The following is a 21603-nucleotide window of genomic DNA, read 5'->3' as shown; positions in this document are numbered from 1 at the left end:
CGAATGGTCGACGGTTGTTCGCCCCGAGCATCCCTCCAGGTCACCTGACGTCGAGAGCGTGGTCCGGGCAGCCCCCGCTGCCCCACGACGACGAACCTGGACGGACGGTACTGGCATGCGTCCCAGCAGTGGACGGAACACGGCACGTCGGAGCGGACGGCTGGCGCTCGCGGCGGTGACGGTGCTCGCCGTCGGCGTCACCGGCGTCGCGCCCGCCCTCGCGGCCCCGGTCGCCACCACCCGGCACGACTGGCCGGACCGGTGGTGGGACGACGGCGAGCCCGCCGCCGAGGCCTCGGCGCCCACCCTCTCGCCCCGCGACGGCGCTCACCTGACCGGGACGGTGTCCCTCGTGGCCGACCCGACGACGGCGGACGACCCCGTGGCCGTGCTGCGCGTCGACGACGTCGTCCTCGACGCCGAGCCGGACCCGGGCACGTCGACGCTCTCCTTCGAGGTCGGCTCGAACTCCGCCGACGCCGCGTTCGGCAACCACCTGGTCGTCAACGGTGACCACCGCATCGACCTGGACACCACCCTGGTGTCCGAGCGGGTCGAGATCGACGTGCCGAACGACGTGCTGCGCGCCGGCGAGAACACCGTGGAGATCGTCACCGGGGGGATCGAGTCCTCCTGCGGGGTCAACCAGGACGACTTCGACGTCTCCGACCTCACGCTCACCACCCTGGACGGCGAGGCCGACGGGTCGACCAACGAGTACGTGTACTCGATGGGCGACGGCTCCTGCGGGTCGAACCAGGGCCGGGTCGTGCGGGCCCGGCTCACCTTCGACGTCCAGGCCGACCCGGCCCGCACGACGGGCCTGCGTGCCGAGCTCGACACCACGACGCTCGCCGACGGTCGTCACGCGATCGTCGCGACGACCGCCGCCGGCGGGCGCGTGGAGCACGAGGTGCGCGTCAACAACTCCCCGGTGGACGCCCCCGCGGTGTTCCCGCCGGACGGGGCGCTGGTGACCGGCGACCAGCCGGTGCACGCGGCCACCGCGGCCGGCGTCGACGGCGGGGCCACCGCCCTGACGGTCGACGGTGCCGCACCGCCCGCCGCGACCACCCTGGGCGAGGGGGCGGCGACGCTGTCGTTCGACGTCGGCTCCAACTCGATCGAGGCGCGCTACGGCAGCCACCTGCTGGTCAACGGCTCCCGGGTCGACGTCGGCGGCGACCACGTCTCGCAGCGCGTCGACGTGCAGGTGCCCAACCGGCTGCTGCACCCGGGCGAGAACGAGATCGTGCTGGTCGCCGGCGACGTCACGTCGTCCTGCGGGACGAACCTGGACGACTTCACGGTGTCCGACGTCGTGCTGACGCCGTCGGTCGGGTCCGCCACGGCCGAGCTCGAGGCGTCCTACGCGATGGGTGACGGGAACTGCGGGTCGTCGGGCTCGAGCCTGGCCCGGGCGCCGTGGACGTTCACGGTGGACGCCCCCGGCGCGACGACGTACCGCACGGCGGGCAGCGGCACCGCCGCCCTGTCGTTCGCCGTCGGCTCGAACTCCCTGGAGGCGCGCTACCGCTCGTACGTGCTGGTCAACGACCGCCGGGTGGAGATCGCCGAGGACTTCGTCTCCGAGCGCGCCGTCGTCGAGTTCCCGAACGAGTGGCTCCAGCCCGGCTGGAACGCGATCACCCTGGTGGCGGGCACCTTCGCCACGAGCTGCGGGGACAACCGGGACGACTACACGGTCGGCGCGGTCGCGCTCGAGACCGCCGAGGGCACGGCCACGGTGCCGGGCGGCGCGTCGTCGCACAGCCTCGGTGACGGCTCCTGCGGATCGAGCGCCACCCCGCTGCGGCAGGTCGACCTGGGCGCTCTGGTCGAGACGCCCGCGCGCGGCCTGCGCGCCGACGTCGACACCCGTGACCTCACCGACGGCGAGCACGAGGTGGCCGCCACCTCCACCACGGGCGCCGTGGCGACGCGCACCCTCGTCGTCGACAACAGCGGTCCCGCCGTCGTCTCCAGCGTGCCCGCCGACGGCGCGACCCTCACCCGCGAGGTCCCGCTCGACGTCGTCGTCGACGACCCGGCGGGGCTCACCGCCGGTCCGGCGGTCACGCTCGACGGAGCGCCGGTCGAACCGGGAGCCCCGATCGGTCCCGGCCTCGAGCCGGGCGAGCACGTGCTGGCGGTCGAGGCCACCGACGGGCTGGGCAACACCGCGGTCCGCGAGGTGGTCTTCACCTCGGCCGGGATCCCGGACGCACCGACGGACCTGGCGCCGACGTCGGGCGCGACGGACGTGGGCCGCGAGACGGAGCTCTCCGCGACGGTGTCCGTGCCGGGCGGGGGCGACGTCACGGCGTCGTTCGCCGAGGCGAAGATCGTCACGCCGGACCGGGCGTGGCAGGGGACGTCCGCGGTGGTGCCCACCGAGCTCTCCCCGCGTGGTCAGGAGCGGGCGAGCACCCGCGACCTCGACCCGGCCGACGGCCGGACCCTCGACTCGCCGGCCGCGCAGGACGTCACCTACCAGCGCTTCGAGATCGAGGTCGGGCGCCGCATCGACGACCCGGTGCTGCGCTGGGCCGGGACCGTGGACCCCGACCGCACGGCGACGCTGCACGCCTGGAACCACGACGCGGACCGCTGGGACGTCGTCGCCTCGGCACGCGGCACGGCCGGTGCGGACACCGTCCTGACCGGCACCGTCGACGCCGACCACGTCTCGCGCGGGACGGTGCAGGTCATGGTCACCGGCGAGGACCCGATGGCGGACGACATCGAGCACGAGGTGGCCGACGGCTTCGCCGACCCGGACGACTACGACTTCTCGCTCGTGCACCTCACGGACACGCAGTACCTGTCCGAGGGCGCCGTCGAGCAGGAGACCGCCCAGGAGCGCGAGGTCTGGGAGTCCGCCTACCGCTCGAGCGCCCGGTGGGTCGCCGAGAACGTCGAGGACCGCAGGATCGCGTACGTCGCCCACACCGGCGACATCATCGAGAACAACATCCGCAGCGCCACGACACCGGCGGAGGTCGACCGCGCGCGGTCGGAGTTCGAGGTGTCCTCCGCGGTGCAGCGGATCATCGACGCGACGGGCGTGCCGAACGGCGTCATCGCCGGCAACCACGACAACCAGACCGGCACCGAGGTGGGCGCGGACTCGATGTACAACGAGTTCTACGGCCCGGAGCGCTACGAGGCGCTGTCCGAGGGCTGGACGGACGCCTCGTACGGGGGACCGTGGAAGGAGGGGGACAACGAGAACCACTACGACCTGTTCTCCGCGGGCGGCCTCGACTTCGTCGTCGTCGGCCTGTCCTACGGGGTGACCCGCGAGGAGACCGCGTGGGCGTCGTCGGTGTTCGAGCGCTACCCGGACCGCAACGGGATCCTGCTGACCCACGACTACCTGCAGCCCAGCACGGCGGTCGACGGCCGGGACGCCGCCCTGTCCCCGGTCGACGGGGCCACGCTGTTCAACACGGTGGTCTCCGACAACCCGAACGTGTTCCTCGTCCTCGGCGGGCACCGGCACGGGGTGGGCACCAACGTCAAGGACGCCGGGCACGGCTCGGGCGACGCGGTCGTCGAGATGCTGGCCGACTACCAGTTCTACACGGTCTCGGCGGACCGGCTGGGGCTCACCGAGGTGGGCGGCTACGCGCCCGAGGACCAGCTCCGGTTCGGGGCGAGCTTCCTGCGGATGCTGCAGTTCGACGTGGACGCGGGGACGATGACCGTGGACACGTACTCGCCGCTGCTGGGGGAGTTCGGGGCCTCGGAGCACGACGACGAGCAGCGCTACGACGGGTCGGAGGACGACACGGTGGTCCCGGTGGACCTCACGAGCCGCACGACGACGATCTCGACCGGCTCGCTCGCGGTGTACGTGCCGCGGCGCGAGATCGGGCAGGTGAGGGTCGCCTCGGGTGCCACGGCGCAGGTCGGGTGGGACGGGCTGCGCCGGGACACGGCCTACGCGTGGGTCGTCACGGCCCGGTCCGCGGGCGGCGGCGTCACGGCGTCGGCCCCGCAGGTGTTCGTCACGGCCGACGACCGGGGCCGTCCCGGCCGGTGGGACCGTCACGAGGACGTCTGGAAGCACTTCCGCGACTGACGGCCGGCACCGGCGGGCGGCGCGGGCGTGCCATGATCGATGCCATGCTCACGCTGCCTGCCGGTGCTGCCGGCTCCCGGATCGTCGGAATCGGGCACCACCAGCCCGAGAAGGTCCTCACCAACGACGACATCGCCCGCCTCGTGGAGACCAACGACGAGTGGATCCGGTCCCGCACCGGCATCGTCACGCGGCACGTCGCGGCCGACGACGTCACGGTGGCGGACATGGCGACGGCGGCGGCGCGGCACGCGCTCGCCGACGCCGGGGTAGCGGGCGAGGAGGTCGACCTCGTGATCGTCGCGACGACGACGGCGGTGGACCGCTCCCCGAACACGGCCGGCCGGGTGGCCTACGCGCTGCGCACGGGCGTGCAGCCGGGCGCCAGCACCCCGGAGGGCGAGGACGAGCCGGACCTGCGCGACGTCGTCGGTCCGGGCGTCATCGACGTCAACACCGCCTGCTCCGGGTTCGCCTACTCCCTGGGCCTCGCCGACCAGGCGGTCCGGGCGGGCTCGGCCCGCACCGCCGTCGTCGTCGGGTCGGAGAAGCTCACCGCGGTGACGGACTGGAGCGACCGGTCCACGTGCATCCTGACGGCCGACGGCGCGGGCGCCGTGGTGGTGCAGGCGGCGGACGCGCCGGGCGTGGGGCCGGTCGTGTGGGGCTCGGAGCCGGAGATCACCCCGGCGGTGCGGATCGAGGCCCCGGCCGAGAGGTTCGCGCAGGACGGCCGCGCGGTGTTCAAGTGGGCGATCACGCGGGCTGCGGACCGCGCGCGGCGGGTCGTCGAGGCGTCCGGTCTCTCGCTGGACGACATCGAGGTGCTCGTCGCCCACCAGGCAAACCTGCGCATCATCGAGCCGCTCGCCAAGGGGCTCGGCCTGGAGGACAGGATCGTCGTCACGGACATCACCGAGTCGGGGAACACCTCGGCGGCGTCGATCCCGCTGGGGATGTCGAAGTGGTGGCACACCGGTCGGATCCCGGCGGGCGCCCCGGCGCTGCTGTTCGGGTTCGGCGGCGGGTTCACCTGGGCGGGCCAGGTGGTCATGACGCCGCAGCGCTGAGCTGTGGCGGGCTGCGGGGGCGGCGGATGCCCCGGATCGGTTCGCCGGCTCGGGTAGGCTGGTCGGAAACCGCTTTCATCCAGGGAGAAGCCAGCGATGTCCTCCACCAGCACCCGTCGCCGCTACGCCGTCGTCGGCGCGGGCCACCGCGCCGGCATGTTCGTGCGCGGCCTGCTCGAGAACCACGCCGACGAGGCAGAGATCGTCGCCTGGGTCGAGCCCAACCCGGTGCGCGCCGCCGTCCACGAGGCCCACGTCGCCGACGTCGTCGGCGGCACCCGGCCCCTCTACGCCCCGGCCGACCTCGAGAGGGCGATCACCGAGCAGCAGGTCGACCGCGTCGTCGTCACCAGCATCGACAACACCCACGCCGAGATGGTCTCGCGCGCCCTGCGCGCCGGCGTCGACGTCGTCGTCGAGAAGCCCATCGCCGCCAGCGCCGCCGAGGCGCGGCAGATCGCCGACGCCGTCGCCGCGACGGGCCGCGACGTCACCATGACGTTCAACTACCGCTACTCGCCACGCAACAGCGCGCTGCGCGAGGTCATCGCCTCCGGCGAGATCGGGCGGGTCCTGTCGGTCCACTTCGACTGGGCGCTGGACACCGTGCACGGGGCGGACTACTTCCGCCGGTGGCACCGCGAGAAGGTCAACAACGGCGGCCTGCTGGTGCACAAGTCCAGCCACCACTTCGACCTGGTCAACTGGTGGATCGACGACGTCCCGGCCCGCGTGTTCGCCACCGGGGGGCGCCGGTTCTACGGCGACGACGCCGCGCACGCGCACGGCTACGAGCCCACCGACGGCGAGAACGCGCTGCGCGCGCAGGGTGTGGACCCGTGGGAGCTCGACGTCGACGGCGACGAGTACCTGGGCAAGCTGTACGGTCCCGAGGCGCGCGCCCACGACGGCTACGTGCGCAACAGGTCGGTGTTCGACGCCGGGATCACCACCGAGGACACCCTCGGGCTGGTCGTGGAGTACGTCGGCGGGGCGATGCTCACCTACTCGCTCACGGCCTCGGCGCCCTGGGAGGGCTACCGGGTCGTGGTGAACGGGTCGCGCGGCCGCGCCGAGCTGGAGGTCGTCGAGCGCGGCTCCGTGGTCTTCGGCGACGGCAAGGCGGTGCTGGACCCGAGCTTCACCGAGGCGTTCGCCGAGGACGAGGTGCGCCCCACCGGGGAGCGGCTGATCGTGCAGAAGCACTGGGAGCGGGCGCAGGAGCGCGAGATCGTGGCGGTCGGTGCCGGCGGGCACGGCGGCGGTGACGCCCTGCTGCTGAGCGACGTCTTCCACGGCCGCGACGAGTCCGACCCGCTCGGGCGTGCCGCGGGGTTCCTCGACGGCCTGCGGGCGTCGGGCGTGGGGTACGCGGGCAACCTTTCGCTGGAGACCGGCGACCCGGTGCGGCTGGCGGACCTGGGCCTCGGCATCGACCTGGCCTGACCTGGCTCGATCTCGCGATGTGGAGGGGGTGTTGCGGGGTGACAGGGGCGGGGTAGAGTAACGGAAAGCGCTTGCCCACCGATCAGGAGACCCGACGATGACGTCCGCCACCCTCGACGCCGCCCCGGCCGGCGCGGCCACGGTCACCACCCCCGCGGCGGGGGCCCAGGCCGCCACCGCGCCGCCGCGGCAGGCCGCCCGCCGTCGCTACGCCGTCGTCGGCACCGGAGCGCGAGCCCTCGTGTACGTCGACGCGACGGCCACGCACCACGACGTCGCCGAGCTCGTCGCGCTGTGTGACACCAACGCGGCCCGCCTGGGGCACCACGCCGACCGGGTGCGTGCCGCGGGCGGCGAGGCCCCGGCCACCTACGACGCGACCGGCGGCATCGAGGACATGCTCGACGAGGTCGCCCCCGACGTCGTCGTGGTCACCTCCCCGGACCGCGTCCACGCGTCCCACGTCGCCGCCGCGCTCGGTCGCGGCGCCGACGTCGTCGTCGAGAAGCCGCTCACCATCGACGCCGCCGGGATGTACACGATCGCCGACGCCGTGCGTCGTTCCGAGGGTCGGCTCACCGTCGCGCACAACTACCGCTACGCCGCCCGGAACGCCGCCCTGCGCCGGGTGATCGCCGACGGCCGGATCGGCGACGTCGTCTCCGTGCACTTCGAGTGGCTGCTCGACACCGCCCACGGCGCCGACTACTTCCGCCGCTGGCACCGCGAGAAGGCGGCCTCCGGCGGCCTGCTCGTGCACAAGGCGAGCCACCACTTCGACCTGGTCAACTGGTGGACGGGCGACGTCCCCGAGACCGTCTACGCCCGTGGCGGCCTGCGGTTCTACGGCCGCGCCGACGCCGGCGGCCCCCGGTACGTGCTCGACCTCTCCGGCGACGCCGACCTGCGCGGGCTCTACCTCGACGCCGCCCACCTCGACGGCTACCGGCGCGACCAGGACCCCTTCGCCCCGGGCGCCACGATCGAGGACACGCTCAGCGTCCTCGTCGGCTACCGGTCCGGAGCCACCCTGACCTACTCGCTCACGGCCCACAGCCCCTGGGAGGGCTACCGCGTCGCCGTCAACGGCACGCGCGGCCGCGTCGAGCTCGAGGTGGTCGAGCGCTGCCACGCGACGCCCGGCCGGCTGTGGACCGGCGGGGCCGCGTCCGAGGCGTCGTGCTGCGCGGCCCGCCGTCGCGGCGGCCGGCTCGTCGTCCAGGAGCACTGGGGGCGCTCGGAGGAGATCGCCCTGCCCGACGACGACGGTCACGTCGAGGGCGACGCCGCCCTGCTGCGCGACGTGCTGCGCGGCCACCTCGACCCGGCCGACGGGGGGCCTGGTGCCGACCCGCTGGGTCGCCGCGCCACGCTGGCCGACGGGCTGCGCTCGGTCGCCGTCGGCGTCGCCGGCAACCGTTCGCTCGCGACGGGCCAGGTGGTCCCGGTCGCCGCGCTCGGCGTCGACCTGGGCTGAGGGGCGTGCGCGGCCCGGTGAGGCACCGTCGCTACCGACGATGCCTCACCGGGTCCACGGCGCGCCGACCTCGGTGAACGTCTGCTGGCGGCGGGCCACCTGCTCGCACCAGTCCTCGACGTCGTGCACGACGGGGTGACGCTCGTCGCCCTCGCCCTGCCAGTCGATCTCGGTGTCGCTGATCGGTCGCGGGTCGGGGCCGGTGCGCACGGCCTCGAGCACGCGCATGAACGCACCGGTGTCGCGGACGTCGCAGAGCAGGCGGCGCTCGGGGTCGTGCGAGGCGCGCACGTCGAGCAGGTCCTCGAGCAGCGGGGTGCGCCCGTAGGTCTTGTCCATGGTGACCCGACCGCTGCGCAGCACCAGGCGGTCGTGCTCGTAGAAGAGCTCGATCTCCCCGGCGGTCCCGATGACGAGGATCCGGGCGGAGGACCGCACGGGCGCGCACAGCGTCAGGCCGAACCCGTACCGCGTGCCGTCGGTCGCCGTGATCCGCACCGAGGAGGTGTCGTCGGCCTCGATGGGGTTGGCGCGGTACAGGTCGGTGTCGACCCACGCGACGTCCTCGGCACGGGTCGCCCCGCCGATGCGCAGCGCGGTCGCCACGGCGTGCGCCAGCGGGTTCGTCACGACGCCGTCGACGACGTCGCGCCCGTCGAGCCGGCGTCGGCCCGCCCAGGGGGCGCGGGCCCAGTACCGGGTGTCCCGGACCCAGGTGCCGACGGCCCCGTACCCGACGAGCTCGCCGATCTCCCCGCGGGCGACGAGCTCGGCGACGGCGGGCACGGCGTGCGAGCCGAAGGTCTGGAACCCGACCTGGCAGAGCCGTCCGGTCCGGTCCGCCACACCGATGAGCTCGGTGAGCTCGGCCAGCGACGCCGTCGTCGGCTTCTCCAGCAGGACGTCGATCCCGGCCTCCATCGCCGCCCGCGCCAGGGGCAGGTGGGTGGGGATGGGGGTGCTCAGCACGACCACGTCGGGCCGGACGTCCTCGTCCGGGGTCGAGAGCAGGTCCCCGAGGGTCGGGAACCAGGCGGTCGGGGTGCCGTGGGCGACATGATCCTCACCGGGCTCGCGAGGGTCGACGACGGCGGTGAGGCGGGCACGGCCCCGACGGGCGAGGTCGAGCGCGTGCTGCACGTGCTTCTCGCCGTGCCCGTGGATGCCGACGACGGCGATGCGTGCGCGAGTCATGAAAGAGGTTCTCCGGTCGGTGGGGTCGCTCAGCGCAGGTGGGCGGCCAACGTGGCCGCCTCGTCGGCGTCGAGCTCTCGGTCGAGGATCGCCGCGACGATCCCGGTCTCCACGGTGCCGCCGTCGGGCACGAGCAGCGGGGCGTCCCAGGCGAGCGCGGGGCAGGCGCCGGGGTACTCCTGCGAGCGCAGGAACCAGTGCCGCGCGGGCGAGGTCTGCGCGAGCAGCGTCGTGGTGGTGCGCTCCGCGCCGCGGGCGTCGCGGTGGCGCTGCACGAACGCCACCCACGGCGACGTCGACCCGTGGGCCGCGTCCTGGCCCTCGCCCTCGGCCGAGAGGACCCGGGTGGTCGAGGTGAGCGGCAGGCGCCAGAACACCCCGCCGTAGCCGGCGCCCGGGCGACCGTTGGTGGAGGGGGAGCGGATCTCGAGCGGCCCGTGCGCGGCGTGCAGGGTGGAGCGCCACTCGAGCACCCAGCCGTCGTCGAGGAGCCGCGCGCCGATGCGGCGGCGCTCCTCCAGGACGGGCTCCCCGTGCTGGTCGGTCCAGGCGACGGTGTCGAGGAGGACGTTCGGGGACACCGGGTCGATCGAGGTGCTCGTCGAGGTCTGGCGGCCGTGGTTGGGCAGCAGCGTCGGGCCCACGTCGGCGACGAAGGTGCGGCCGCCCCAGTAGCTCGTCCCGTTGACGTCGGGGACCGCGATGCTCACGCCGTAGTGGTGGCGGTGGTCGACCGGCCCCGCCTCCGTGAGCGGCACGCCGGCCAGGGAGTGCACCGGGTGCAGGAAGGGACGCGGCGAGTGGATGGTCGGCATCGTCTCGCCGGTCTCGTACCGGGACAGCGCGACCCGGTCCACGGTGCGGCGCAGCACGGGCACGCCGTGCTCGAGCGTCCAGGTCGGGAGCTGCTCGTCCGCGGTCGCCACGTCGGCGACCGGTGCTGCCGTCCCCGGGACGCTCCGGGTGGCGTGCACGGTGGTCTGCGGCACCGGGCCGGTGCTGGCGCGCACCTCCAGGTGGACCCCGAAGCGCGTGCTCTCGGCGGCGCCGGCGGTGTTGTCGATCACGGTGTGGAGCTCCCTCCAGGCGTGCCGCCCCAGGTCCTGCTGAGGCACGGCGACGGTGGTCAGTGCCGGTGTGGCGTACCGGGCGAGCTCGATGTCGTCGAACCCGCAGACCGAGATGTCTCCCGGCACGGCGACGCCGGCCTCGTTGAGGGCGGCGAGCAGCCCGAACGAGACGAGGTCGTTGAAGGCGACGACGCCGGTGGCGCGGCTCGCGAGGACGGCCCCCGCGGACGCGTGGCCGGCGGCGATGTCGGACCCGCTGAACAGCTCGACGATCTCCAGGTCCGGGTGCCGCTCGTAGCAGACGTCCAGGCCGCGCCGGCGGGCGACGTCGGACACGGAGGCGGGCGGCCCGGACAGGTAGGCGATGCGCCGGTGCCCGTGCTCCACGAGGTGCTCGACCACCTGGATCATCGCCTCGGCGAAGTCGACGACGAGGCTGGGCGCGCTGGCGACCTCGCGGTTGACCACGACGGCGGGGGCGACGTCCGGCAGGAGCGCGTCGAGGGTGGCGTCGGGCATGCGCGGCGAGACGAGGATGAGCGCGTCGCAGCGGGCACGGGCCTCCCGGGCGAGGGTGGCCTCGGCGCCCGGGTCCTCCGCGGAGTCCGCGACCAGGACCCGGTAGCCGTCCTCGGCCGCAGCGGAGGTGACGCCGCTGAGGATCTGCTGGAACACGGGGTTCCCGAGATCGGGCACGACGAGCGCCACTGTCGTGGTGCGGCCGAGCGACAGGCTGCGGGCGACGTTGCTCGGCCGGTAGCTGAGCTCGATCGCTGCTTCCTGCACCCTGGCGGAGATCGCGGGGTCGACCGTGCTGCGGCCGTTCATCACCCGGGACACCGTCGCGCGGGAGACGCCGGCCGCTCGCGCGACGTCGGCGATCGTCACCGCAGGAGGGCGTGTGGTAGCGCCGGGCATCTTTGCCTCCGTCCTCGGTCACGCGTGGATCACGCGTGGATCACGTTCTGATCACGACCGATTGCGTCCTGCGCGACCGGTCGTGATGCTGACGGTACACCATAGGAAACCGGTTCCTCGTGTGCTACCTTGCTCAGCAGCAACCGGTTTCCGGGGATTCCGGCCCAGCCGGACCGAGAACGAAACTGATCGACGACGATCTGGAGGACGACGATGGTGTCCACCGCGGCACAGCACGGGGAGGTGCGACCGTGTCAGTGATTCAAGAGGTCGCGAAGACCCGTGGCGCCAGCCGAGAGCTCCGTCAGGGGGACGGCAAGGCTGCCGTGATCTTCCTTGCACCCTGGTTCCTCGGCCTCGGCCTGATCACCGCCTTTCCCCTGCTCGCCTCGCTGTACCTGTCGTTCACCGACTACAGCCTGCTCGAGGCGCCGAGCTGGATCGGCTTCGAGAACTACCAGCGGATGTTCGACGACCCGCGCTGGGTGCAGTCCCTGTGGGTGACGCTGCGCTACGTCCTCATCTCCGTGCCGCTGCAGCTCATGGCGGCGCTGGCGCTGGCGATGGTGCTCGACCGCGGCCTGCGCGGCCTGGCCATCTACCGCTCGGCCTTCTACCTGCCGTCGCTGCTCGGCTCCTCGGTGGCGATCGCGCTGCTGTGGCGCCAGGTGTTCGGCGCCGACGGCCTGGTCAACCAGGTGCTGGCGTACTTCGGCATCCAGGGCTACGGCTGGGTCTCCCACCCGGACTACGCGCTCGGCACGCTGATGATCCTCAACGTGTGGACCTTCGGTGCACCGATGATCATCTTCCTCGCCGGCCTCCGGCAGGTCCCGACCATGTACTACGAGGCAGCGTCGATCGACGGCGCCTCGAAGGTCCGCCAGTTCTTCAACATCACCGTCCCGCTGCTGAGCCCGATCATCTTCTTCAACCTCGTGCTCCAGCTCATCGGTGCGTTCCAGTCCTTCACCCAGGCGTACATCGTCTCGGGCGGGACCGGCGGACCGGTCGACTCGACGCTCTTCTACACGTTGTACCTGTACCAGAACGGCTTCCGGTCCTTCGACATGGGCTACGCCTCGGCGATGGCCTGGTTCCTGCTCCTCATCGTCGCGGGCATGACGGCCGTCAACTTCCTCGCCTCCAAGTACTGGGTCTTCTACGATGACTGACACGCCCGTGCGCCCCGACGCACCCACCGAGACCACGTCGGCGTGGCCGCCCGTGCGGGAACGCCGGTCCCTGACCGAGGTCGCCTCCGAGATCCCCGACACCCCGCGCAGGCGCAAGGCGGGCCCCCGGGTGCGGCGCGTGCTCAAGCACGTGTTCCTCATCGTGTTCGGCCTGATCATGCTCTACCCGCTGCTGTGGATGCTGTCGAGCTCCATCAAGCCGAACGAGCTGATCTTCCGGGACCCCTCGCTGATCCCGACCGAGATCGACCTGACGAACTACTCCGAGGGGTGGACGGCGCTCCTGCACCCGTTCCACCACTACCTGCTCAACTCGGCGATCGTCGTGCTGGGCTCGGTCCTGGGGAACCTGGTGTCCTGCTCGATGGCGGCCTACGCCTTCGCGCGGCTCAAGTTCCGCGGCCGGCCGATCTGGTTCGCCATCATGCTCATGACGATCATGCTGCCGATCCACGTGATCATCGTGCCGCAGTACATCCTGTTCTCCGAGCTGCAGTGGATCAACACGTTCCTGCCGCTCATCGTCCCGAAGCTGCTCGCCACGGACGCGTTCTTCATCTTCCTCATGGTGCAGTTCTTCCGCGGGCTGCCCAAGGAGCTCGACGAGGCCGCCCGTCTGGACGGCTGCGGTCACGGCCGGATCTTCCTGCAGATCATGCTGCCGCTGTCCCTCCCGGCCCTGGCGACCACCGCCATCTTCACGTTCATCTGGACCTGGAACGACTTCTTCAGCCAGCTGATCTTCCTGACCCGGCCCGACATGTACACGGTGCCCATCGCGCTGCGGACCTTCATCGACGCCACCAGCAACAGCTCGTGGGGCCCGCTGTTCGCCATGTCGATCGTGTCGCTGATCCCGGTCTTCATCGTCTTCCTCTTCGGCCAGAAGTACCTGGTCAAGGGGATCGCCACCACAGGCATCAAGTAACCACTCCCACGGAGGGCTCCGACGGCGGGGTCCGCTGCTAGATGACAACGACGACGTTTCGTCACGCACACACAAGGAGAATCATGCGAGCAACGACCACCCGGCGTGGACGGACCCGCGCCGCATTCATCGCCCTGACGGCGGCGGGCGCGATGGCCCTGGGGGCCTGCGCCGGCGGTTCGGGCGGCGGTCCCGGTTCGGACAGCACCGAGGCGTCCGACGAGGGCGGCGACGGCGACGGCGTCACGATCCGCTTCTCCTGGTGGGGGTCGGACGACCGCCACCAGACCACGCAGGAGATCATCGACCTCTTCGAGGAGAAGAACCCCGGCATCACGGTGGAGCCGGACTTCACCGACTGGGGCGGCTACTGGGACAAGCTGGCCACGACGGTCGCCGGTGGCGACACCCCGGACGTCATGACCCAGGAGGAGCGCTTCATCGCCGACTACGCGACGCGCGACGTGCTCGCCGACCTGGAGACCCTCGACATCGACACCTCCGAGATCCCGGAGACCATCGTGGACTCCGGCCGCGTCGAGGGCACGGCCTACGGCCTGGCCACGGGCGTCAACGCCTACGCGATGATGGTCGACCCGCAGATCTTCGCGGACGCCGGCGTCGAGGTGCCGGACGACACCACGTGGACGTGGGAGGACTTCGTCAACGTCTCGGGCGAGCTGTCGAAGGCCGCCGGCGACGGCGTGTGGGGCACCCAGGACATCGGCTTCAACGAGGCCGGCCTGAGCATCCTCGCCCGCCAGAAGGGCCAGAACCTCTACAACGAGGACGGCTCGCTCGGCGTCGACAAGGAGACCGTGGAGCAGTTCTTCCAGATCGGCCTGGACCTGCAGGAGAACGGTGGCTCGCCGGACGGCTCGCGCACCGTCGAGATCCAGAACGCCGGCCCCGAGGGCTCGCTGCTCGGCACCAACGCCGGTGGCATGGGCGTGTGGTGGTCCAACCAGCTCGGTGCGCTGAGCGGTGCGTCGGGTCACGAGCTCGAGCTGATGCGCGTCCCGGGCGAGACCGAGTACGACCGGACCGGCATGTTCTTCAAGCCGGCCATGTTCTACTCCATCTCCGCGACGACGGAGCACCCGGAGGAGTCGGCGAAGTTCGTGGACTTCCTGCTCAACGACCCCGACGTCGCCGCCCTGCAGCTCACCGACCGTGGTCTGCCGTCCAACCTGACGGTGCGCGAGTCGATCCTGGGTGACCTCGAGGCCGCCGACGCCAAGGTCGCCGAGTTCATGACCGACCTGGAGGACGAGATCGTCGACGGCCCGCCCGTGCCGCCGAACGGTGCCGGTGACGTCCAGGACATCATGATCCGTATCAACTCCGAGGTGCTCTTCGGCTCCATGACCCCGGCGGAGGCCGCTGACGCGTTCCTCTCCGAGGTCGCGGCGGCCACCTCCAAGTGAGCCACCTCGGTCCCGAGCTGATGCCACAGCTCACCTGACCCGAAGGGTGCGGGGCCGCCGACCGGAACCTCCCGGCGGCCCCGCACCCGACGGTCCCGCCCCCGCACGGGGGCGGCACCGCCCCGCCGCCGGCGGGGCACAGTCATGTCGCAAGGACGGAAGATCCCCCCGATGAACGACCTGCTCCTCCTCCGCGTCGGCGACGACGTGGCCGTCGCCACCCGTGACCTGGCTCCCGGGGACGAGATCGACAGGCCCGACGGCGGCACCGTCGTCGTGCACGACGACGTCCCGCGCGGGCACAAGATCGCGCTGGGCCCGGTGGAGCAGGGGGGACCCGTGCGCAAGTACGGGCAGGTCATCGGGATCGCGTCGGCCCCCATCGAGGCGGGCCGGCACGTGCACTCCCACAACCTGGCGTTCGACCCGGGCGAGCGCGAGACGCCGCTCGGCGGCGTCCGCACCGAGCTCGAGGTGCCGGACGGCCCGCGGCCGACGTTCCGCGGCTACCGGCGCGCCGACGGTCGTGTCGGGACCCGCAACTACGTCGCGATCCTCACGAGCGTCAACTGCTCGGCGTCGACGGCGAAGATGATCGCCGACCAGTTCCCCGCCTCCGTGCTCGACGAGTTCGAGAACGTCGACGGCGTCATCGCCCTGACCCACACCTCCGGGTGCGGGCTCGTCCCGGACTCCGAGGGCGGCCAGATCCTGCTGCGGACCCTGCGCGGGTACGCCGCCCACCCGAACGTCGCCGGTCTGCTGGTGCTCGGGCTCGGCTGCGAGATGGTCCCCGGGGCGGCGCTGTCGGCCCGTTCGGGTGCGGTGACCGATCTCGGCATGCCGGGCGTCGGCGCCCCCGAGCAGGACCAGTCGTCCGCGCTGCTGGCCGCCATCCCCGGCGACACCGTGGTGCGGTCCATGACCATCCAGGACACGGGCGGCATCCGTGCCACCGTGCGGGCGGGCGTCGAGGCGATCCGGGCGATGCTGCCCGAGGTCAACTCGCGCACGCGCACCGACTGCGACGTCTCCGAGCTCGTGCTCGGGCTGAACTGCGGCGGCTCCGACGGCTACTCGGGCATCACCGCCAACCCGGCGCTCGGCTGGGCGTCGGACCGGATCGTGTCCTACGGCGGCACCTCGGTGCTGGCCGAGACCCCCGAGGTGTACGGCGCGGAGCACCTGCTCACCGCGCGGGCCGCACGGCCCGAGATCGCCAAGAAGCTGCTCGACCAGCTCGAGTGGTGGCGGTCCTACATGGCGGCCGGGCACGGCACGCTCGACAACAACCCCTCGCCGGGCAACAAGGCGGGCGGGCTGACGACCATCCTGGAGAAGTCGCTGGGCGCCGTCGCCAAGGGCGGGCAGGCCGACCTCGCCGCCGTCTACGACTACGCCGAACCGATCACGGACCGCGGCTTCACGTTCATGGACACCCCGGGCTACGACCCGGTGTCCGTGACCGGCATCGTCGCCGGTGGCGCCAACGTGGTGGTGTTCACCACGGGGCGCGGCTCGGTGTTCGGCTGCCGCCCGACGCCGTCCATCAAGGTCGCGACCAACACCCCGATGTACGACCGCATGCACGAGGACATGGACCTCAACGCGGGCCGCATCGTCGACGGCACGGCGACGGTGCCCGACGTCGGCGCCGAGCTGCTCGCGAAGATCCTGGCGGTCGCCTCCGGCGAGCAGACGGTCAGCGAGGAGCTCGGCATCGGTGCCGAGGAGTTCATCCCCTGGCACATCGGCGCCGTCACCTGACGCCCGTCCACCGTCCACCTGCTGTTTCCCCTGTCCGACGAGCGAGCCACGTGACCCCGACCTAGGTTGATCCTGGCGGCACGGGCCGCCGTGGACAGGGGGTGGACGATGGCCACGCAGGCGCCCGCACGGGCAAAGGGCACGACGGCGGCGCTGATCGCCCTGACGGCGGCGAGCTGCCTGCAGGTGGTCGACCCGACGGCCAACTCGATCGCGGTCGTGGACGCGGCCGTCGACCTGGAGATGGACGGCGCGCAGCGCGCCTTCGCCTCGAGCGTGGGCACCCTGGCGCTGGCGGCGTTCATCCTGACCACCGGGTCGCTCGGCGACCGGCTGGGCCGACGTCGGGTGATGCTCGCCGGTCTCGTCGTCGCAGCCGCGGGCGGCGTGGTGACGGCGCTCGCCCCGATCACCCCGATCTTCATGCTGGGCCGCGCGATCACCGGCATCGGCATCGCCGCCGCGTTCGGCCTGTCCTTCGCGCTGCTGCGCACCGTGCTCCCGGACAACATCCCCAAGGCGGTGGCCTTCTGGCTCGCCGGGCAGACGGCGGCCGCGCTGGTGCTGGGCATCCTCGTGGGCTGGATGGCCGGATTCGGCTGGCGGTTCGGGTACGTGCTCATGCCGATCGTCGCGGTGATCGCCTTCCTCATGTGCATGCGCGGGCTGCCGGAGGCGAAGGCGGAGACGGTCGGGCCCTTCGACTACGTGGGACTGGGCGCGATCGCCGTCGCGATGATCGGCATCATCTACGGGCTGTCGAACGCCGCGTCCTACGGCTGGACGTCCGCGCAGGTGCTCGTCCCGGTCCTGGTGGGTCTGGTGGCGATGGCGGTGTTCATCTGGTGGGAGGCGCGGATCGAGTTCCCCGCGTTCCCCGTGAAGCTGTTCCGCGACCCGGAGCTCGCCGGGTCCGTGGCCACGGGGTTCTCGTTCAACATGTGGCAGGCCGTGGTGACGATCATGCTGTCGATGCTGTGGCAGTACGTCTACCTCTACGAGTCGTTGACCGTGTCCCTCGCGCTGATGCCGATGAGCCTGGCGATGGTCTTCGGGGCCACGGTCGCGGGGCGGCTGCTCGCCCGGGGCGTGCCTGCGTCGGCCAACCTGCTCGTCGGTCACGCGGTGCTGATCGGCACCCTGGTGCTGTTCGGGTTCACCACGACCGGTTCGCCCTACTGGTTCTTCCTCATCCTGACGCTGGCCGGCGGGTTCGCCCGCATGCTCAACGAGACCACGATGGGGCAGTTCTTCGTGGGCAAGCCGCCGGCGTCGCTCACCGGTGCGATGGCGTCGTCCAAGACGGCGATCGGCCAGCTGAGCTTCGCGCTCGGTACCGCGCTGGCGACGACGTTCGTGTTCGGCCAGTACGGGCGCGGCATCGCCCAGGCCTTCCAGGACGCGAACGTCCAGCCGGAGCAGCAGGGCACCTACACCGGCATGATCACGCAGTACATCTCCGGTGGCGACATGTCCCAGTACGACGCGGACGAGGTCGAGACCGTCATCGGGAGGGCGTCGGAGATCTTCGTGGACGCCTTCGACGGCACCATGCTCATCTTCGCGGCGATCCTGGCCGTCTTCGCGGTCATCTCGACCCTGTTCTTCATCAAGGCCAACCGCATGCGTGCGGCGGGCACCCTGGTCGCCGGACCGCTCACCGCCGACGGTCGGCCGCAGGCCCTCGTCGGCGGCGGCACCGGCACCGGCACCGGCACCGGCACCGACACCGGCACGGGCTCCGTGCCGGACGACGAGCCCGGGGGCGGTGCGGAACCGTCCGCGCGTCCCTGACCTCGACTTACACCACCGTTCGACCGAGCAAGTCCTGGGAGTGAAGAAGATGAGCGCACCCGACATCGTCCTCGTCGGAGCCACCGTCCTGACCGTCGACGCCACCGACTCCACCGCCGAGGCGGTCGCCGTCACCGACGGCCTCGTCTCCGCCGTCGGGAGCAGGGCGGACGTCGAGGCCCTCGCCGGGCCGGACACCGAGGTGATCGACCTCGGGGGCCGGACCCTGGTGCCGGGCTTCGTCGACCCGCACAGCCACGTCTCGATGGGCGCGCCGTACATCCGGCACGCGGCGCTGCACACCCCGCCCGTCGGCACGGTGCGGACCGTGGACGACCTCGTCGCGGCCCTGCACGAGAACCTCGCCAAGAACCGGACCCCCGCGGGCGGGCTGCTGCTCGGGTGGGGCTACTACCCGGACGAGATGGACGACGGCGGCGAGCTCACCACCGAGATCCTCGACCGGGAGTTCCCCGACCACCGGGTCGTCGTGGTGCACGTGTCCGGTCACGGGGGCGTCGCCAACACCCGGATCCTCGCCGAGCACGGGTACGTCGACGGCTGCGAGGACCCCGAGGGCGGCACCATCGTGCGCTACCCGGGCACGCGCAAGCCCAACGGCGTGCTCTGGGAGAACGCCTGGATGCCGCTGATGTTCGGCATGATGGACACCGACGACGACGCGCTGCTGGCGATGATGCACGAGTACGCCCGGTGGGGCGTCACCACGGTGCAGGACGGCGCCGCGTCGGTCGGGCAGATCGAGGCGATCCGCGCGCTGGCCGACGGCCGGGGCATCCCGGTGGACGTGCGGTCGCTGGTGCTCTTCAGCGAGCTGGACGACGCGATCGAGCAGGGCTGGTTCAGGGCCGAGAAGATCGCCTCGAACGGGCACACCGTCCAGGGCGTCAAGCTCATCATGGACGGCTCCCCGCAGGGCAAGACGGCGAACGTCACCGAGGAGTACCTGACCGGCGGGCCCAGCGGTGAGCAGCACTGGCACGGGATCGTCAACATCACCCCGGCCGACTCCGACCAGCTGGTGACCACGGCGTACCGGAACGGCGTGCAGGTGTTCGCGCACTGCAACGGCGACGCCGCGATCGACCAGCTCCTGGCGTCCCACCGCGCCGCGAAGGCGGCAGGCGCCACACCTCCGGGACGGACCGTGCCGATCCACTCGCAGGTCATGCGGGTGGACCAGCTCGACGAGTACGTCGCCGAGGGCTTCGAGCCGTCGATGTTCACGATCCACTGCCTGATCTTCGGCGACACGCACCTGCGCAACTTCGGCCAGGAGCGGGCGTTCGGCATCTCGCCGATGCGGTCGGCGATCGACCGGGGCCTGCGGCCGACGAACCACTCGGACTACCCGATCACCCCGATCAACCCGCTGCAGCTGCTGTGGACGTCGGTGGTGCGGCGCTCCACCGGGGGAGTCGTCCTGGGTGAGGACCAGCGGATCACCCCCGCCGAGGGGTTGCGGTCCCTGACGATCAACGCCGCCTACGAGCACCGCTGCGAGGACGACCGCGGTTCGATCGAGGTCGGCAAGCTCGCCGACCTGGTGGTGCTCGACGCCAACCCGCTCGAGGTGGAGCCGGACGCGATCCGCGACATCGCCGTCGTGCGGACCTTCAAGCGCGGTGCCACCGTCTACGAGGCCCCGTGAGCAGCACCTCCGACGCCTCGGGCGGGGCCGCCACGGGCGAGCGGCCCGACGGCGTCGCCGCCCGCCCGGGGATGGCGATCTTCGCGCTCACGGTGGCGGGGGTCTCCCAGGCGGCCGACGTGTCGCTGCACAACACGGCCCTCGCGTCGGCCGCCGCCGAGCTGGGCATGTCGGCGACGCAGCGCTCCGTCGCCGCGTCGGTCGGCACGCTCGCCCTGGCAGCGTCGATCCTCACCATCGGCACGGTGGGCGACCGCTACGGACGCCGGCTGACGCTCATGTGGTGCGCCGCCGCCCTGGTCCTGGGTGGCGTCGTCACCGCCGTGGCGCCGACGTACGCCCTCTACCTGACCGGGCGCGTCGTCACGGGCGTGGGCCTGGCCGGCACCCTGGCGCTGTCGATCGCCCTGATCCGCACGGTCGCGCCCGACCGGATCCCCTGGGCCATGTCGACCTACTTCGCCGGCCAGGTGGGGTTCACGCTGCCGCTGACGATCCTGGGCGGCTGGCTCATCGGGATCGACTGGCGGCTCGGCTACCTGGTGGTGCCGGTCGTGGGTGCCGCGGCGTTCTTCCTCAACAAGGCGTTCGTGCCGCGGTCGAAGGCCGTGCACCGCAGCAAGGCCGACCCGGTCGGGCTCGTCCTGGTCGCGGTGGCCCTGGTCGGGATCATCTGGGGCGTCAGCGACGCCGCCCACGGCTGGCTCTCCGCGCGGGTGCTCGTGCCGCTGGTGGTCGGCGTCGTCGCGCTGGTGGTGTTCCTGTGGTGGGAGACCCACCACGACGAGCCGGCGCTGCCCGTCAAGCTCTTCGCGAACCGTTCGCTCGCCGGGGCGCTGACCGCCGACGTCTCGTTCAACATGTGGCAGGCCGTCATGGTGCTGCAGCTCTCCCTGCTGTGGCAGTACGTCTACGCCTACACCCCGCTGGAGGTGACGCTCGGACAGCTCCCCGCCACCCTGGCGATGATCCTCGGGGCGTTCGCCGCCGGCCGTCTCGGCGCGCGCGGCCGCCGGCCCGAGTCCCTCGTCCTGATCGGCCTGGCGGGTGTGGCGGTCGCGATGTACCTGTTCGCGATCGGTGGCGCCTCCACGCCCTACTGGGTGTTCGCGGTCGCGCTCGTCGTGGGCGGGTTCTCCCGGATGCTCACCGAGACCGCGGCCGGCGAGTTCTTCGTGTCCGTGCCGCCCCCGGACCTCGTGGGCGCCACCGTGGCGTCCAAGCCCGCCATCGGGCAGGCGTCGTTCGCCCTCGGGTCGGCCCTGAGCTCGACCCTGCTGTACTCGGGCCTCGGGCGTGACCTGCCGGACCGGGTCGCCGAGCTGGGGCTGACCGCCACCGAGCAGGGCACCGTCACGGGATGGTTCCACGACGGCGCGGTGCCGGACTGGGCCCGGGGCACCGACCTCTACGAGCAGGTCCTCGCCGTCTCCCAGGACGCCTACGTCGACGCCTACCGCGCCACGATGCTGGTCTTCGCCGTCGTCTTCACCCTGCTGTGGGGCGTGGCGTGGCACTTCCTGCGCCGTCGGGCCTGACGGCGGGGCCGGGCCCGGC

14 protein-coding genes are annotated in these 21603 nt (G+C 72.2%); 11 read left to right on the top strand and 3 right to left on the bottom strand.

Features of this window, described 5'->3' with window-relative positions:
* Nucleotides 1-115: 115 nt before the first annotated feature.
* From ACNHYB_RS08745 to ACNHYB_RS08730, 4 genes are all read left to right on the top strand, one after another.
* A complete protein-coding gene (locus ACNHYB_RS08745; protein WP_418274963.1) occupies nucleotides 116-4087 on the top strand; it encodes a metallophosphoesterase in 3972 nt (1323 codons plus the stop codon).
* A gap of 44 nt (nucleotides 4088-4131) precedes the next feature.
* The gene (locus ACNHYB_RS08740) at nucleotides 4132-5157 is read left to right on the top strand and encodes a beta-ketoacyl-ACP synthase III (protein ID WP_418274962.1); all 1026 of its coding nucleotides are present in this window, start codon (nucleotides 4132-4134) and stop codon (nucleotides 5155-5157) included.
* Between the two features lie 96 nt (nucleotides 5158-5253).
* Nucleotides 5254-6603 carry a Gfo/Idh/MocA family protein gene (locus ACNHYB_RS08735; RefSeq protein WP_418274961.1) on the top strand — a complete coding sequence of 450 codons (1350 nt, stop codon included), beginning with the start codon at nucleotides 5254-5256 and terminating at the stop codon, nucleotides 6601-6603.
* A gap of 97 nt (nucleotides 6604-6700) precedes the next feature.
* On the top strand, nucleotides 6701-8080 hold the full coding sequence (locus ACNHYB_RS08730) for a Gfo/Idh/MocA family protein (protein ID WP_418274960.1): 1380 nt from the start codon (nucleotides 6701-6703) through the stop codon (nucleotides 8078-8080).
* A gap of 45 nt (nucleotides 8081-8125) precedes the next feature.
* On the opposite strand, the gene ACNHYB_RS08725 is transcribed toward ACNHYB_RS08730, so the two are convergent.
* Genes ACNHYB_RS08725 through ACNHYB_RS08715 form a run of 3 tightly spaced genes read right to left on the bottom strand, consistent with a single transcriptional unit; the run spans nucleotide 8126 to nucleotide 11486 of the window.
* On the bottom strand, nucleotides 8126-9274 hold the full coding sequence (locus ACNHYB_RS08725) for a Gfo/Idh/MocA family protein (protein WP_418274959.1): 1149 nt from the start codon (nucleotides 9272-9274) through the stop codon (nucleotides 8126-8128).
* 29 nt (nucleotides 9275-9303) lie between these two features.
* Complete coding sequence (locus tag ACNHYB_RS08720) at nucleotides 9304-11262, bottom strand: DUF6807 family protein (protein ID WP_418274958.1); 1959 nt, start codon at nucleotides 11260-11262, stop codon at nucleotides 9304-9306.
* A 29-nt stretch (nucleotides 11263-11291) separates the two neighbouring features.
* Nucleotides 11292-11486, bottom strand: a complete 195-nt coding sequence (locus ACNHYB_RS08715) for a hypothetical protein (RefSeq protein ID WP_418274957.1) — start codon at nucleotides 11484-11486, stop codon at nucleotides 11292-11294.
* Nucleotides 11487-11513: 27 nt separating this feature from the next.
* Here ACNHYB_RS08715 and ACNHYB_RS08710 point away from each other — a divergent pair, with 27 nt between their 5' ends.
* The 7 genes from ACNHYB_RS08710 (at nucleotide 11514) to ACNHYB_RS08680 (ending at nucleotide 21584) form a co-directional block, all read left to right on the top strand.
* Nucleotides 11514-12437 carry a carbohydrate ABC transporter permease gene (locus tag ACNHYB_RS08710; protein ID WP_418274956.1) on the top strand — a complete coding sequence of 308 codons (924 nt, stop codon included), beginning with the start codon at nucleotides 11514-11516 and terminating at the stop codon, nucleotides 12435-12437.
* Nucleotides 12430-13386: a carbohydrate ABC transporter permease gene (locus ACNHYB_RS08705; protein ID WP_418274955.1), complete on the top strand. Its 957-nt coding sequence runs from the start codon at nucleotides 12430-12432 to the stop codon at nucleotides 13384-13386. Before ACNHYB_RS08710 ends, ACNHYB_RS08705 begins: the two co-directional genes overlap by 8 nt.
* An 83-nt stretch (nucleotides 13387-13469) precedes the next feature.
* Nucleotides 13470-14813 carry an ABC transporter substrate-binding protein gene (locus ACNHYB_RS08700; RefSeq protein WP_418274954.1) on the top strand — a complete coding sequence of 448 codons (1344 nt, stop codon included), beginning with the start codon at nucleotides 13470-13472 and terminating at the stop codon, nucleotides 14811-14813.
* A gap of 171 nt (nucleotides 14814-14984) precedes the next feature.
* Nucleotides 14985-16580, top strand: coding sequence for a UxaA family hydrolase (locus tag ACNHYB_RS08695; protein WP_418274953.1), 1596 nt, complete (start codon nucleotides 14985-14987; stop codon nucleotides 16578-16580).
* Nucleotides 16581-16688: 108 nt separating this feature from the next.
* A complete protein-coding gene (locus tag ACNHYB_RS08690; RefSeq protein ID WP_418274952.1) occupies nucleotides 16689-18374 on the top strand; it encodes an MFS transporter in 1686 nt (561 codons plus the stop codon).
* Nucleotides 18375-18423: 49 nt separating this feature from the next.
* Nucleotides 18424-20046: an amidohydrolase gene (locus ACNHYB_RS08685; RefSeq protein ID WP_418274951.1), complete on the top strand. Its 1623-nt coding sequence runs from the start codon at nucleotides 18424-18426 to the stop codon at nucleotides 20044-20046.
* A complete protein-coding gene (locus ACNHYB_RS08680) occupies nucleotides 20043-21584 on the top strand; it encodes an MFS transporter (RefSeq protein WP_418274950.1) in 1542 nt (513 codons plus the stop codon). Before ACNHYB_RS08685 ends, ACNHYB_RS08680 begins: the two co-directional genes overlap by 4 nt.
* Nucleotides 21585-21603: the final 19 nt, after the last annotated feature.

Source organism: Isoptericola jiangsuensis (genome assembly GCF_048320105.1).
Classification (GTDB): domain Bacteria; phylum Actinomycetota; class Actinomycetes; order Actinomycetales; family Cellulomonadaceae; genus Isoptericola; species Isoptericola jiangsuensis_A.
The sequence above is the reverse complement of the archived record's forward strand: the minus strand, read 5'-3'. Positions and strand labels throughout refer to the sequence as shown.

Excerpts from the sequence above, each read along its gene's own strand:
- ACNHYB_RS08735 (WP_418274961.1), top strand. The coding sequence starts at position 5,254 with ATGTCCTCCACCAGCACCCGTCGCCGCTACGCCGTCGTCGGCGCGGGC.
- ACNHYB_RS08730 (WP_418274960.1), top strand. The coding sequence starts at position 6,701 with ATGACGTCCGCCACCCTCGACGCCGCCCCGGCCGGCGCGGCCACGGTC.
- ACNHYB_RS08725 (WP_418274959.1), bottom strand. The coding sequence starts at position 9,274 with ATGACTCGCGCACGCATCGCCGTCGTCGGCATCCACGGGCACGGCGAG.
- ACNHYB_RS08740 (WP_418274962.1), top strand. The coding sequence starts at position 4,132 with ATGCTCACGCTGCCTGCCGGTGCTGCCGGCTCCCGGATCGTCGGAATC.
- ACNHYB_RS08720 (WP_418274958.1), bottom strand. The coding sequence starts at position 11,262 with ATGCCCGGCGCTACCACACGCCCTCCTGCGGTGACGATCGCCGACGTC.
- ACNHYB_RS08705 (WP_418274955.1), top strand. The coding sequence starts at position 12,430 with ATGACTGACACGCCCGTGCGCCCCGACGCACCCACCGAGACCACGTCG.
- ACNHYB_RS08690 (WP_418274952.1), top strand. The coding sequence starts at position 16,689 with ATGGCCACGCAGGCGCCCGCACGGGCAAAGGGCACGACGGCGGCGCTG.
- ACNHYB_RS08700 (WP_418274954.1), top strand. The coding sequence starts at position 13,470 with ATGCGAGCAACGACCACCCGGCGTGGACGGACCCGCGCCGCATTCATC.
- ACNHYB_RS08745 (WP_418274963.1), top strand. The coding sequence starts at position 116 with ATGCGTCCCAGCAGTGGACGGAACACGGCACGTCGGAGCGGACGGCTG.
- ACNHYB_RS08695 (WP_418274953.1), top strand. The coding sequence starts at position 14,985 with ATGAACGACCTGCTCCTCCTCCGCGTCGGCGACGACGTGGCCGTCGCC.
- ACNHYB_RS08685 (WP_418274951.1), top strand. The coding sequence starts at position 18,424 with ATGAGCGCACCCGACATCGTCCTCGTCGGAGCCACCGTCCTGACCGTC.